Annotated in this window: 13 protein-coding genes; 11 read left to right on the forward strand and 2 right to left on the reverse strand. The window is 41.8% G+C overall.

Annotated elements, in window-relative coordinates:
* Positions 1–39: 39 nt before the first annotated feature.
* The 7 genes from BVG16_RS27810 to BVG16_RS27840 all read left to right on the forward strand — a co-directional run bounded on the left by BVG16_RS27810 (position 40) and on the right by BVG16_RS27840 (position 9,516).
* A complete protein-coding gene (locus BVG16_RS27810; protein ID WP_078502462.1) occupies positions 40–714 on the forward strand; it encodes a response regulator transcription factor in 675 nt (224 codons plus the stop codon).
* Entirely contained in the window at positions 711–2,078 is a 1,368-nt protein-coding gene (locus BVG16_RS27815; RefSeq protein ID WP_078502463.1) for a sensor histidine kinase, read from the forward strand. The genes BVG16_RS27810 and BVG16_RS27815 overlap by 4 nt, the downstream gene beginning before the upstream one ends.
* A gap of 180 nt (positions 2,079–2,258) precedes the next feature.
* Positions 2,259–3,245, forward strand: a complete 987-nt coding sequence (locus tag BVG16_RS27820; RefSeq protein ID WP_078502464.1) for an alpha/beta fold hydrolase — start codon at positions 2,259–2,261, stop codon at positions 3,243–3,245.
* 168 nt (positions 3,246–3,413) lie between these two features.
* Positions 3,414–4,391 (forward strand): alpha/beta hydrolase, encoded by a 978-nt coding sequence (locus tag BVG16_RS27825; protein ID WP_078502465.1) that lies wholly within the window; start codon positions 3,414–3,416, stop codon positions 4,389–4,391.
* 94 nt (positions 4,392–4,485) lie between these two features.
* Positions 4,486–5,940 carry an alpha/beta hydrolase family protein gene (locus BVG16_RS27830; RefSeq protein ID WP_078502466.1) on the forward strand — a complete coding sequence of 485 codons (1,455 nt, stop codon included), beginning with the start codon at positions 4,486–4,488 and terminating at the stop codon, positions 5,938–5,940.
* 298 nt (positions 5,941–6,238) lie between these two features.
* Positions 6,239–8,332, forward strand: a complete 2,094-nt coding sequence (locus BVG16_RS27835; RefSeq protein ID WP_078502507.1) for a serine hydrolase domain-containing protein — start codon at positions 6,239–6,241, stop codon at positions 8,330–8,332.
* A gap of 407 nt (positions 8,333–8,739) precedes the next feature.
* Positions 8,740–9,516 (forward strand): COG4705 family protein, encoded by a 777-nt coding sequence (locus BVG16_RS27840; RefSeq protein WP_233147197.1) that lies wholly within the window; start codon positions 8,740–8,742, stop codon positions 9,514–9,516.
* A 118-nt stretch (positions 9,517–9,634) separates the two neighbouring features.
* Here the strand turns inward: BVG16_RS27840 and BVG16_RS27845 are convergent, their stop codons facing one another.
* Positions 9,635–10,234, reverse strand: coding sequence for a cysteine hydrolase (locus BVG16_RS27845; protein ID WP_078502467.1), 600 nt, complete (start codon positions 10,232–10,234; stop codon positions 9,635–9,637).
* Between the two features lie 243 nt (positions 10,235–10,477).
* Here BVG16_RS27845 and BVG16_RS27850 point away from each other — a divergent pair, with 243 nt between their 5' ends.
* A complete protein-coding gene (locus tag BVG16_RS27850; protein ID WP_078502468.1) occupies positions 10,478–11,011 on the forward strand; it encodes an NAD(P)H-dependent oxidoreductase in 534 nt (177 codons plus the stop codon).
* A gap of 84 nt (positions 11,012–11,095) precedes the next feature.
* Here BVG16_RS27850 and BVG16_RS27855 read toward each other — a convergent pair whose 3' ends face one another.
* Positions 11,096–11,455, reverse strand: a complete 360-nt coding sequence (locus BVG16_RS27855) for a winged helix-turn-helix transcriptional regulator (RefSeq protein ID WP_078502469.1) — start codon at positions 11,453–11,455, stop codon at positions 11,096–11,098.
* Positions 11,456–11,744: 289 nt separating this feature from the next.
* Here BVG16_RS27855 and BVG16_RS27860 point away from each other — a divergent pair, with 289 nt between their 5' ends.
* The 3 genes from BVG16_RS27860 to BVG16_RS32585 are packed head-to-tail and all read left to right on the forward strand — an operon-like array spanning position 11,745 to position 14,469.
* Positions 11,745–12,224, forward strand: a complete 480-nt coding sequence (locus BVG16_RS27860) for a DUF6530 family protein (protein WP_078502470.1) — start codon at positions 11,745–11,747, stop codon at positions 12,222–12,224.
* Positions 12,225–12,250: 26 nt separating this feature from the next.
* Entirely contained in the window at positions 12,251–13,366 is a 1,116-nt protein-coding gene (locus tag BVG16_RS32580) for an AAA family ATPase (protein WP_144027517.1), read from the forward strand.
* Between the two features lie 32 nt (positions 13,367–13,398).
* Positions 13,399–14,469 carry a vWA domain-containing protein gene (locus tag BVG16_RS32585; RefSeq protein ID WP_144027518.1) on the forward strand — a complete coding sequence of 357 codons (1,071 nt, stop codon included), beginning with the start codon at positions 13,399–13,401 and terminating at the stop codon, positions 14,467–14,469.
* The last annotated feature ends 179 nt before the right edge of the window (positions 14,470–14,648 follow it).

Genomic DNA, 14,648 nt, shown 5'->3' on the forward strand with positions numbered 1-14,648 from the left:
ACTTCAATATGGGATAGAAACAGGGAAAAGAGGGATCGAATGCCTACTATACTGGTTGCTGACGACGATGCGAACATTCGCGAACTTGTCTGTTTATTTCTACGCAACGACGGATTCGAAACAGCCGAAGCCGCGGATGGCAAGGAAGCACTAGCCGTCTATGCCTCAACACATGTCGATCTTGTCGTGCTCGATATTATGATGCCAATTATGGATGGTTGGACGTTATGCAAGGAGCTCCGAAGAGCCAATCCTGATCTTCCCTTACTTATGCTGACTGCGAGAGGCGAAACATGGGAAAAGGTGAAAGGTTTTGAACTTGGGACGGACGATTATTTAACGAAACCATTCGATCCGTTAGAGTTGACGGTTCGTGTTAGGGCACTACTCAAACGATACAAGATTGGCTCCACGCAGACGATCCATTTCGGCAACGTCATCCTGGATCGGCAGACCTATAAGGTGATGAGAGGGACGGAGTCGTTCACATTGCCGCTTAAGGAGTTCGAATTGCTGTATAAGCTCGCTGGAACACCCGGACAAGTCTATACGCGTGAACAGTTGATCGATCAGATTTGGGGGATCGATTACGCAGGAGATGATCGAACGATAGACGTACATATTAAACGCCTTCGCGAAAGATTCGCGACGACATCCGATTTCAAGATCGAAACGGTGCGTGGGCTTGGGTATCGGCTTGAGGTTTACGAATGATCAAGTCCTTATATATCCGTGTCGTACTGACATTCCTAGTCTCCGTCATTGGGGGAACGATCATTTCTTTTTTTGCGTCAACTTGGATATTCGAAGAAAAATTGAATGAGAACGCGCAAATCAACTTACGTAACTTTGGCCAAGACATCGTCCGAATTTACAAGACGCTTCCGTTACATGAAGCGGACTCGTTCGTAAGTGAAATGAAGCAGCTCGATTCCTATTATATTCGAATATATGAAGCAACAGGTCAGTTCCAGCCTTACGGAAAACTTAATGGACATAAACCTGCCCCTGTGACGATGGAGCAACTAAAGAAAGTAATCGATGGAGGCGTTGTCCAAGTCACGCCGAATGGGATTGGTTCAGTCCTCTTAGGGTTGCCCTTGAAAACGGAAATGGGAACAAAAGCGATGTTTTTGGAAACACTCGCCCCTCCTTCTTCCTCTTTTGTCGCCAATTGGGCAATGATCTTTGCAACCTGTTCGTTGATTGCAGGAAGTTTGTTGATTCTGGTTGCCTCTATATTCCTGGTCAGACCAATCAAAAAGCTGACAAAAGCAACCAAGCGGATCGCAGCGGGTGACTTCAACGTCAAGTTGAATATTAAGCAAATGAGTGAGCTGGGTACGTTGGCTCGCAGCTTCGAAGAAATGTCGCACGATCTGCAGCAACTTGAGCAGATGCGCAGGGATTTCGTATCGAACGTATCGCACGAGGTACAATCTCCGCTCACCTCGATATCCGGTTATGCTCTAGCGCTTAAGCAAGTTGACCTCTCAGATCACGAACGAAGCCGTTATCTTGATATTATCATCGCTGAAGCGAAAAGGATGTCCAAAATGAGCGATAGCCTGCTCAAGCTGAGTTTGCTTGAATCGCAGTCACAGCAACTGCGGCTCGTCACACTCAGCCTTGATGAACAGATCCGTCGGGTAATCGTGGCGCTCCAGCCGCAATGGTCTGCTCGCAACATCCATTTCGAGCTTGATTTACAGACCGTTAAAGTGACGGCTGATCATGACCAGTTGAATCAGGTATGGACGAACATCCTCAGCAATGGCATCAAATTTTCCAAGGATGGCGGCGTGATTAAGGTCAGCACCAAACAGGACATCAAAAACGTGATAGTCCGAATATCCGACACGGGCATTGGTATACCGCTTGAAGATCAAAAGCGTATATTCGAGCGGTTCTTTAAGGCCGATCGTTCCCACAGTCGCAAGTATGACGGCAGCGGTATGGGACTTGCTATCGTTAAACAGATCGTATCGCTTCATCAAGGCGACATCCGAGTGGAAAGTGAGCCTGGTCAAGGATCGACCTTCATTGTCACCTTGCCAATCACTACGACAATAGATTAGCTAGATTCATTCTCTATGCTACGGCATTATGTGCAAGCTTCCTTGCATATGAGTCGTAGCATTTTTTTTGCCAGTTCATATTCGGTTCATATTGTCGTCATGGAGAGTGCATCTTTGTTAGTTAAACTTTCACTAGTCGCACCGTTAAGGTAGCTGAATAAACAGATAGGACAGGAGAAGATGAGAGTGACACAAACAGAGGAAATGAAAACGAGGAATGGAACGAAATCAAAGAAAGTACGAAGCATTTTGCTTAAAATCATAGGAGCAATCGTTGTCGCCATTGTTCTTTTTCTAGGCATTGTTTATACCGTAAATATGATCAGTAATCATTCGGAGCAAAAAAGAATAGAGTCCTATGGACAGCATGTATCTGTAGATGGGAAAAATATGAATGTTCTGATTCAAGGAACAGGCGAAGAAACCGTCGTACTCCTACCTGGTCTTGGAACAGCGGCACCCGCACTGGATTTTAAGCCGCTAATCGAAGAGCTATCACCATTCTACAAAGTCGTTGTGGTTGAGCCTTTTGGTTATGGATTAAGTGATCTAACCGAAAAGGAACGGACCACAGAGAATATTGTCAGTGAAATTCATGAAGCTTTACAAGGTCTTAACATTGAACGGTATATTCTAATGGGCCACTCCATATCAGGCATTTACGGACTCGATTATGTGAATAAATATGAAAACGAAGTGAGTGTATTTGTCGGGCTCGATAGCAGTGTTCCAACGCTAACTGAGAAGGTAGGATCTTCACAACTAGAAATGGTTAAATGGCTCAAAAAATCAGGTCTCTCTAGATTGGCTATGAAATTGGGTACGGACCCATTGGCTGCACTGCCCTATGATGATAACACGAAAGAACAAATGAGAATTCTTATGCACAAAAACATGTATAATCCCAACCAATTAAATGAAGTTGAACATATGTATTCTAATTTTAAAGCAGCTGAAAGCATAACATTTCCCCCAAATCTTCCCGTTATTTTCTTTATCCAAGCGAATCATCCAGTAACGGATCGATGGGTACCCGAGCATGAAGCGCAAGTAAAAAATTCTGTACATGGAAAAGTGATGCTGTTTGAAGCAGATCATTACATACATCGTACCAAAGCCAAAGAAATCGTAGAGAACTTTAGAGCGTTTATGAAAGAAATAAAATAAGTGTACTAGAGAAGGTCTCTCTACGATTTTGATCATATGCAAGCTACTTTGCCAGTTCATATTCCGTTCATATTGGCGTCATGGTGAGTACATCTTCGTCATATAAGCTATGTTTAACGGTTAGTTCCAAGTAGCCCAATATAGAGATGAAGACAGGAGAAGATGAGAGTGACACAAACAGAGGTAATGAAAACGAAGAGAACGAAATCAAAGAAGATACGAAACATTTTACTTAAAATCATAGGAGCAATCGTTATCGCCATTGTTCTTTTTCTAGGTATTGTTTATATCACGAATGTGATCAGTACTAATTCGGAGGCGAAACGAATAGAGCCTTACGGCCAGCACGTGTCTGTAGACGGGAAAAATATGAATGTGTTAATTCAAGGCGAAGGCGAGGAGACGATCGTGCTTCTGCCTGGTTATGGAACAGCTGCACCAACGCTTGATTTTAAGCTGCTCATCGATGAACTATCTCCATATTACAAAGTTGTTGCAATAGATCCTTTCGGTTATGGATTAAGTGATGGAACTGAAAAAGATCGAACCACAGAGAATATCGTAAGTGAAGTTCATGAAGCGCTACAGCAGCTTAACATTAACCAATACATGCTCATGGGCCACTCCATTACGGGCATTTACGGTATTAATTATGTGAACAAGTATCCTAACGAGGTGACTGCATTTGTCGGAATCGATAGCAGCGTTCCAACACAACCGGGTATGGATGTTAAATTCCCATTAAAAATGTTTGCATTTCTTAAAAATTCAGGTCTCCAAAGATTAATGGTCAAATTTGGTGGTGACCCTTATGCTGGACTCGCATTTGATGATCACACCGTAGAGCAGATGAAAATGCTGTCGAATAAAAACTCGAATAGTTCCACGATGTTGAATGAAATGGATCATATTTCTTCTAATTTTAAAGGGGCTCAAGGCTTAACATTCCCTAAAGACCTTCCGCTTCTACTCTTTGTACAAGCGGATAATCAAGGTGTACCCGGATGGATACCTCTGCATGAAGGGCAGATCAAAGACTCGGTACATGGAAAAGTAATCATTATGGAAGGCTCCCATTATTTGCACCACACCAAATTTAAAGAAATCGCTGAGGGCGTTAGAGTATTTATGAAAGAAGCAAAATAAATAGAACGAATGGAAAGCCGTCCTTGGGACGGTTTTCTACAGTTTATCTAATTCGGCCCGTGTCTGGATCTATTGATGGAAGAGAGGGATACGAATGAGATTATTTGAAATACTTTTAGTTCTATCCTGTTTGGCTTTACTACTCGATTTATTGTTTATTAAAAGAAGCGTAAAGAAAACAGGATTGGGTTTGTGTATAGGAAGTAGCGTTATATTCGTAGTTCAATTGTTGGTTGAGGGATACAGATGGCAGTTGCTTTTGGTATATATCTTGATGGCTCTACTCCTACTCATCGTTTTATTCAGACATTCAAGAAAGATGGTAAATATAAAATTAGGGAAGCTGTTAAAATATAGTTTATCTTCCATCATCGTCATTCTACTTGTTGTATCTACCAGCTTGTCTGTATACTTGCCTGTCTTTCATTTGCCTAAGCCTGATGGTCCAGAGAAAGTGGGTACTCAAACATTTCATTTTACGGATCAGAACAGAGATGAAGTTTTAACTGACGATCAAAGCGATAAGAGGGAGCTAATGGTTCAAATTTGGTATCCTACTGAAAATAGCAATAACAACAAGAGTGAAGCGCTTTTTCCAAAAGATAAAGAAATGTTCAAAAAATACATTCAGACATACTCTAATTCTTTAAACCTTCCCGATTTTGTGTTCGATTACTGGAAGTATAGTAGAACCAACTCTTATGAAAATGTAGAAATATTACCTTCTACAAGTCCTTATCCCTTGGTACTGCTATCACATGGCATGGGAACCAGCAGAGTTCTACATGCATCACAAGCTGAGAATCTGGCCAGTCATGGGTTTATCGTGGTCACAATCGATCATACGTATAGCACCTTTGCTACCATTTTTCCGGATGGCCGTGTAACGGACTATAAAACAAAGATGACAACAATAGATGATCGTAGAAAAATTGGTAATATATGGACACAAGACGTAGAGTTTGTAATCAATCAAATTGAAAAGCTAAATTCAGGTGCAATCGAAAGTCAATTTAAAGGGAAAATAGATTTAAATAACATAGGCGTGATGGGGCATTCTTTTGGGGGTGCAACGGCGTTTAATACAACTTATTTAGATCATAGAATCAAAGCCGAGATCAATATGGACGGGTCACTATATGAAGTGGAAAATAGAGATGTTATAAACAAGCCGTTTATGTTCATAAGATCGGGAAGTTTTAAAGACTGGTTAGTAGATTTTAAAAATGATAAAAATTCGGATAACGAAATAAATAAACAACTTTCAGATGAGCTGCACATTATTAAAAATGTTATCAATCAGGGGGGGAGTGCGATTTATGTAGAAGGAACCCAACACTTCAATTTCACGGACCTTCAATTCTATTCTGAGTTGATTAAACTGACGGGGATAACAGGAGATATAAATGGTAAAAGAGGATCAAGCATCGTAAATCAATATGTACTCGATTTCTTCAATAAGCAACTGAAAGGAACGGGTGGAAATCTGATTCAGGGACCGAACGACATGTATCCAGAGGTGAAATTTATAGATCCGGAAGACCTCTAACCGATCATGTCCGACTGCATAATGTGAATTCGTCGTTGGAAGTAACGATGCCTTCAACTGACCATTCGGATTGTCTAAACACTGTATCCGTATTCTCCATGCTACGGCATCATGTGCAAGCTTCTTTGCATTTGACGCTGTAGCATTTTTTTGCCTGTTCATACTCCGTTCATATTGTCGTCATTGGGAGTACATCTTCGTCGTTTAAGCTTTCCTTAGCGGCCCGATAAGGTAGCCCGATAACAGAAGAGGATAGGAGAAGATGTGAGTGAAACCAAGAGAAGTAATGAAAATGAGGATGGGCACGAGAACAGGTAGAAAACGGACTTCAGTCGTCGCTTTAACCCTTGTGCTAACGATGCTTGCTCCAATGTCTGCAATGGCCGCAACAGTTAGCAGCAGTAGTGATCTTACTTTTGATGCGACGAAAAAAATCGCTGCTGAGAAAGCCAAGTTACTCACCGAAACGTACGGCACGACAAGTCTGCAATATGCACTTATTGATGAGGGTGAGATCGTGATCTCCGGACAGTCTGGCAAAAACGATCTTAAGGACAACGTCCCCCTGACTTCAAACACGATCTATGGCATAGGTTCGACGAGCAAAATGTTTCTCGCAGCGTCCGTGATGAAGCTTGTTGATGAAGGCAAGGTCAATTTGGATAAGCCCGTTGTAGATTATATACCCGATTTTAAAATGAAAGACGACCGTTACAAACAGATTACACCACGTATGTTGCTAAATCATTCCTCAGGTCTTCTCGGTACCTCGGGCAGTAATGCAACGTTGTATGGGGATCATGATACTTATGCACATGATACGTTGTTAGAGCAATTGGCGACGCAAAGCTTAAAGGCAGATCCAGGAGCATACTCCGTATATTGTAATGATGGTTTTACGTTAGCTGAGATACTGGTCGAGCGAGTGAGCGGCATGGGCTTCACTGCATTTATACACAAATATATTACTGAGCCGCTGGACATGACCCATACCAAAACACCGCAGGATCTGGTGGAACCAGCGAAAATGGCCGGGATCTATTCGCCTCTGTATGATGGACAACTTCCAAAAGAAAACTATAACATCATTGCCACGGGAGGTATTTACTCCACGGCGGAAGATCTCGCCAAACTCTCGCAAATCTTCACAGGACAAGTCGATGGCATTCTTTCTAGTAAGTCGGTAGAAGCGATGGCACAAGAAGAATATAAAAGAGGCATGTGGTCAGCGGATAGCGATACGTCTATCTCTTACGGATTAGGGTGGGATAGTGTGAACTTGTTCCCATTCAACGAATACGGCATCAAGGCAGTTACGAAAGGTGGAGACACCATATCGTATCATTCATCATTAGTCGTGCTCCCGGAATACAACATGGCTGCAGCCGTTACCTCTTCAGGCGGTTCAAGCGCAACAGATCAATTCATTGCGAGTGAACTGTTGCTCAGCGCTCTTGAGGAAAAGGATATCATTAAAGAACGGAAACCGGAAAAATCGTTTGGTGTGCCTGTAAAGGCAGATATGCCGAAGGAAATATCCCAGTATGCTGGTATTTATGGTGGAAATAATTCGGTAATGAAAGTTGAAATGAATAATGCTAGACAAATGTCTATATCCACACTTACAGCTCCAAATAGCCCGGCTGAACAATACACATATACGGCTGATGGTTCTTTTGTAAACGATGAAGGCACAGAAAAGTTGAAATTCGTTGTGGAGAAGAATGGGAACGCCTACTTGTGGTCCCGATCCTATATATCGGTGCCAGGACTCGGACAGTTGGCTTTCTCAGAATATAATGCAGAGAAGCTTGAACTGAGTGAATTATCCCAGGATATTGCCGCCGCATGGGAAAAGCGCGAAGGTAAAAAATATTACTTAGTGAATGAGAAATATACATCAACGGTCTATCTCAATGCTTCACCAATCATTCCTTTTCATGCCTTGAGCGAGGTTACTGGGTATGTCTCGAATAATAAGATTATTGCAGCAGACAAAGCAGTAAACCAACTGCAAATCCCTGGCATGGCTGGTCGTGACACGATGGAAATCAATTTCTTTACAAAGAACGGAATCGAGTATTTTACAGCAGTAGGTAATTTGTACGTGAGTGAGGAAATTGTAAAACCGCTCCATTCGGGTACACAATCTTCAACAACGATCCAAGCGGACGGCTATGCCAAGTGGTATTCCGTGCCTGCGGCTGCCAAAGGAAAGGTCATGACGGTTAAGATGCCTTCAAATGGCGCCTTTGCTGTATATGATCAAGCAGGTATTTGTATGAACCACACCGTAGTCAGCGGTAAGAATCAGGTCGTATTACCGGAGAACGGTAGCATCGTATTTGCAGGAGACGCTGGTTCCAAATTTGAAATTTCATTAAAAAAATAAATACGGTCTTGTCTAAGAGGCTGTCTCAGAGGTCATTGCTGATCTTATGGGACAGTTTTTTTTGCGGCCATAGAAGGGAATGGATTTACCGACGTAGGCATAAGCCCAGTAAAAATTCGGATGGTTATATACGGCCTCAGAGACCATAGACATGGTGATAATCCCAGCTCGATAAGGCAATACTAACGAAAAAACAGGTGCTTCCTGCGGACATATGACGATTCCGGTTATGACTGAACCATGAACTCAATGATCGGATAAGAAATCACATAGCGATCGCGATCATTTATTTCTCATTTTATTTTAATAGAGTGCAAGTACAATTTTGAATTAAGGAGAATGATTAATAAGGAATTTAAGTTGAGAAATTTAAGGTAATAGAAAAATAGAAAAAGGAGAGAAGAACAATGAAAGAGGAAGCGAAACTGAATAAAATTGCTCAGGTTACAATTATATTCTGGATCATGAAGATCGCTGCAACTACACTTGGAGAAACAGGTGGTGACTTGCTGGCACAGACATTGAATGTGGGTTATGGCGTTAGCACCTTGATATTCTTTGGATTCTTTGTAGTGATGCTTACAGCTCAACTTAGCATAAAAAGGCATATCCCTATAATTTATTGGGGGGTTATTCTGGCAACAAGCGTCGCTGGGACAACAATGTCAGATTATATGGATCGGACTCTAGCATTGGGTTATACCACAGGGTCCCTAATATTAGTTACCATTTTATTGGCAATTTTGGCATACTGGTATTTTAGCGGTGAGTCGTTGAATGTCAATGATATACGGACGCGGAAAGTTGAAGTTATTTATTGGATAGCCATCCTATTCTCTAATACTTTGGGTACAGCTTTAGGTGATTTCTTGTCGGATGGTACTGGCTCTAACCTTGGGTATGTAGGAGGAGCCATATTAATAGGAAGTATATTAGGTATCATTATGCTAGCTTATTATTTCACCAAAGTTTCCCGTGTATTCTTATTTTGGGTCGCTTTTGTCTTAACACGTCCTTTTGGAGCAACATTTGGAGACCTTCTAACAAAATCACATGAAAAAGGCGGCATGCAATTAGGTACGAAGGGTTCTTCAATTGTCCTAGCTGCAATTCTTGTAGGCTTTATTCTATACACGTCAATGAATATGAAAGCGACAGATTCGGGAATAGAAGAAGCTGCCTAAACATGATGATATTATCCCCTTATCCCCTTTAAGTAGACAGTGTGTAAAAAGCGCATTACACCGTTTACTTGGAGGGGATTTTCGTTTTAACATTGCAGATGATTTCCAGAGGGAATATTTACGGGCAAAAAGCAATCAAATCCATCTTCGTTAGGGTTGCTCGGTTACGTGTACCAGGACTATTTAGCATATGCCATGCCGTATACTGTTCTGCATATGGATTAACAGCCGACATACCGTCAACAGGAACAACAACATCAAATCCACGGAATGCAGCGCTCGTGGCTGTGTGGAGGACTGCGCCATTTGCAGCATAACCAGTAATGATTACGGTTTGTATACAATGTTCTTGTAAAACTTTTTCTAAATCGGTGCGGTAGAATTTATCTACATTAGATTTTACAACAGGGTCATATGGCAAGGGGCTTAGCTGCGAGGCAATATCTGACACATTTCCGATAAGTGTAAGGCTATAGACAACGAACATGCCGTGTTCACGTGCTCTAGTCAATAGGTTGTTAATCTTAGAAATCGAAGCAATACAGCGATAATTATTGCATATTGAATTCTCCATATCTAAGATGAGGAGCGCACTCGTACGAGGGTCAATACAGACTGCCTTTAACTCGGGTGCAGGTGGGGCGATGACGGTACTCCATTCGTCAATGATGGTACGATCCGTGCGCCAATTACCACAAATGGGGCAACGATATCTCATAATAACCCTCCTTGATAGTTCATTACCTACAGCCTATGTCGCGCATAAAAAAAGGTGAAGTATTACACAAGTCATTAACGGCATCCTGATGCAACCGTTGCTTATCTTTATGGTTCCATGTGCATGGTGGGGCTGTTTGACACTAACCTTTATGTAAGTACCTGTACTAAAAGTGCATACTTACATTTTTGCAGTGCGCATTTTATACTCAAGAGGCAAATGATACTTAAGGAGGACAAATCTTTGAAAACACTTGTTATCGTAACGCACCCAAGTATAGAAACATCCGTCATAAATAAGCGATGGGTAGAAGAACTCAAGAAATATCCGGAAAAGTATACTGTACATGAATTGCATAAGGTTTACCCTGACGGAAACATTGATGCGGAGAAAGAACAGCAATTCATCGAATCGCATCGTAATCTTATTTTACAGTTTCCTGTTTATTGGTTTAATAGTCCGCCTCTCCTGAAAAAATGGCTTGACGATGTTTTTGCTTATGGATGGGCTTATGGTTCACGTGGAGGCGATAAATTAAAGAATCGCAAAGCTGCTTTGGCTGTATCTGCCGGAATTAAAAAAGAAGAGTATAGTGAAGAGGGAAGATATCGCTATACACTGGAACATTTATTATCTCCTTTTGAAACGACCTTCCAATATTGCAATGCAGATTATCGTTCGTTTTTTGCATATTATGGTGCAGAAAATGATGAGCCATCTGCAAGCAAATTGGATAAAAGCGCACAAGATTATTTGGATTTTGTTGACAACCTGTAATAGGTCGCTTTATAAAAGCTAAAAAAAAAGAAGTATTTCCTAGTTTAGGAGATACTTCTTTTGCTTTACACAAAATGGCTATGCTTACTGCTGTATAGCCTCCAGAGCTGGTAAACTGTTTTTCTCTCCCCACTCGCACATCATATTTAACAATGGAATGAGAGAAAGACCTCGTTCAGATAATGAATATTCAACTTTAGGAGGTATTTGGGGAAATTCCTTGCGTAGGATAAGGCCATCTGCCTCCAGCTCTTTTAACATGATGCTTAATGTTTTAAAGGAAATGGTACCGATACTTCGCCTCAACTCATTGTGCCGCATCACCTTATTTTCAGACAGCCAATACATAATGATCATTTTATATTTACCGCCTATTAAGGACAACGTATATCCAAAGCCAGTGTCTTTTAGTCCCACGCCTGTCGGAACACAGGTATCGCGCACAGTACTCTCTCCTTTAGGTAAGTATAGGTTATAAATATGCATACGTTACTTGAGATCATTATGCAAGCTTATGGAATGGATGTAAAGTAAGATCGCTAAAATACTTGAATGAATTTAAACATCTATTTACAACAAATGATATTTTATCTATTATATAAATAGATAAAACGTTTAATCGTTTGTGTTTATTTGATATCATCCATATAGTGTGTTGAAACCTATGTGAAAATAGGGAGACCATGTAGCTGAGTTATTAGCTCGAATTCAATAAATGAAAAGAGGAAAAACTATGAAAATACCTGTTTCTAAAAATCATAAACCCGTTATTATTTCGGACAACTATGGGAAAGTGGATGGGCGTTTCGCTAATAATACAGATGCAAAAGCTTTATCTTTGGGATTGACCCCATGGAACGATGAAGGAAAGCCGCATATTTCCGCCAACCTATGGAAATACACGGAGGAAAAATGGACCGGACAGTCCGAAGAAATCCCGATCCATCGCATTCTAGATTTGTCCATTCTCATTTGCAGTGCTATGACGCATTTTAGTGAAGCTTATAGATACGAGCATTTATATGATCCACAGAATCCTGTTATCGACCGGATTGGACTGCAAGGGAATGCTATGACAGTGGCCGTTTGTACGGATAATGATGAAATTAATGAGGATATCAAGCTGTTCAACGAGGCATTAAGCGGTGACGGTGAGATGATTGGCGAACGTCTGCGAACATTATCAAGAATATTAAAGGATATGGGATATTAAAGATGAGGGTTTGGAGGTAAGAGGTTATGAAAGACCAGAATAAACAAGAACAATATGTATTGTCTCCTACGAGAGAATTGACAGATGATGAAAGAGACCTCGTCTGGAAAAAGCCATTAACGCATAAAGAAAGCGAGGAAGAACGGCGAATCTGTAAAGAAATTAAGCGCAATTGGGATCGCAGCGAATTGAAAATTGCCAATATTCTATTAGAAGGAGATGCCGGCTCGGGTAAGACACAACTTGCTAAAGCATTGTCAGCTAACTTCAAGCTGCCCTACACCAAAGTAACCTGTTTTGCCGATATGGATAAATCGGATATCATTGGAGCCATTTTACCGGTTATTTCACCTGACAGGATGAAAAAATTGGAAACTGTTGACCAAGTTGCCCTGAAAGCATTATACGAGCGTGATAACTTTCTAAGCTCGACTGAGATATTAATGGAAGCGCTGGGGATTACGCAGGAAATGGCTTCCGCAAAGATGAGGCAGTTACTGAAGCTGGCCGCAGATAACGTCGAAGATGGAGTCGTAGAGTATCGATTTTACGCTTCCGAGATCGTCAGAGCCTTTCAAAAAGGCTATCTGCTGGAAATTCAGGAACCGAATGTTATTCGAGATGCTGCGGTATTGATGGCATTGAATTCTGCATTGGAGCTGGATGGCAGCCTTAATCTTCCAACGGAAATCGTTCACAGGCATCCGGACTTCATCGCCGTTATCACGGCAAATCGCAGTTATGCAGGTTCTAGGCCGCTTAACGAGGCGCTGCGTGACAGGGTTCAGCACACGGAAAAGATGGACCTGCCGACCAAGGAGATTATGATTGAGCGCGCAATGGCTAAAACCGGCTACGGGAATCATGAAGTACTGGACGTTCTGGCAAATATCATTATTATTTTGGACAAAACAGCGCGGGCAAATGCAATTAAAGGTGTGGCTGGCATGCGTTCCTATTTCTATTGGGCGGATGCCGTTGCACGGGGTGCTTCCGCAAGAGAATCCCTTTATCATAAAGTTATCTATAAGATTACAACCGATTCGGAAGAAATCAAACTGCTGGAAGATGCGTTGGAAGGCCATGGTTTGTTGGGAATTTTAGAGGAACTCCCGATTGAGTTAAAAAAAAACGAAATTTAGACGTCGTGGAGATCACATCATGGGAAAGTCACATGGACATCGATTTGATCCAAGATAACCAAGCAGAGGAAGAAGGAATTCGGTTAAAAAAGTCCGCTGAAAGCGACGAAAGTTCATCCATCAGTTCGGATGAGTCAGCGGATATGGAGAGTACAGATTCGGGGGAGAACGGATCACCGAAGTACCATCAGGCCAATCCTGAACCCATGTCGGAGGAGGAAAAGCAAAAGGAAAGGGACTTTCGCAAAAAGCTGAATCGGGTCTCCAGGGAAATTGTGTCCGATTCTATTCATCAGGCTGTTAAGCTTATTGTTCACCGTCCAGAATACGATTCAAATAATCAGGAGGAATATTTCAATCTGAGTAGGGAGCTTATCCCTGTCGTACGGGAAATTGCTAGAAAAACGCTACCGCTCTTGGAGCATGAAGTAGCTTCGGAATTTGCAAGGAACCATTTCTATGGTTCTAAATTTCAGGCAGACAGTGTTGCCTACCGTGATTTCAGGTATTTTGGCAAGAAACGTCCCCCGACGGAATCCCATGGTCTTGTGGTTGGGTTAAGGGTGGATGAATCCGCATCGATGGCAGCTTTCGGAAGATTGGAAGCGGCAAAACGCGCGGTCATCGCGGTATATGAATTTTGTCAAATTTGCAATATTCCTATTCTCATCTACGGGGATACTGCGGATGTCTCCCGATTGGAACAGATGTCCATCTTTGCTTATGCCGATTTTGATAAAACGGATTTCCGTGATCGGTTCAGGCTTATGGGGATTCGTGCCAGAAGTAATAATCGAGATGGAATGGCTCTCCGAATTATGGCAGAACGGTTAGCTGCTTCACCTAAGCAAACAAAGCTGTTGATCAGCATAAGTGACGGGCAGCCCAAGGCAATGGAAGACTATACCGGAAGCTATGCCATTCAAGACATGCAGCAGACGATCGCCCAATACGAAAGAAAAGGAATAAAATTCCTGGCAGCAGCCATCGGTCAAGACAAGGATGTCATTAGTCAGATCTATGGTGGCGAGCGATTTTTGGATATTACCAATCTGAATGAGCTGCCTGCGAAATTAGTTCGGATCATTTCTCGATATTTATGATATTCATTGAGTCAGCCGGCGAATCTTCAACAAAAGCTCCTGTGTGATTAATGCACGGGAGCTTTTTCGATGATAAATGTCAGAGCATATTCATGTGCAATATTATTTTTGCAACTTGACTTTGCCCTTAGGGTAAGGTGCATAGTAGATTTGAACAAAGTATCAATATCAAAAGCATG

Source organism: Paenibacillus selenitireducens (assembly GCF_002021565.1).
Classification (GTDB): domain Bacteria; phylum Bacillota; class Bacilli; order Paenibacillales; family Paenibacillaceae; genus Paenibacillus_K; species Paenibacillus_K selenitireducens.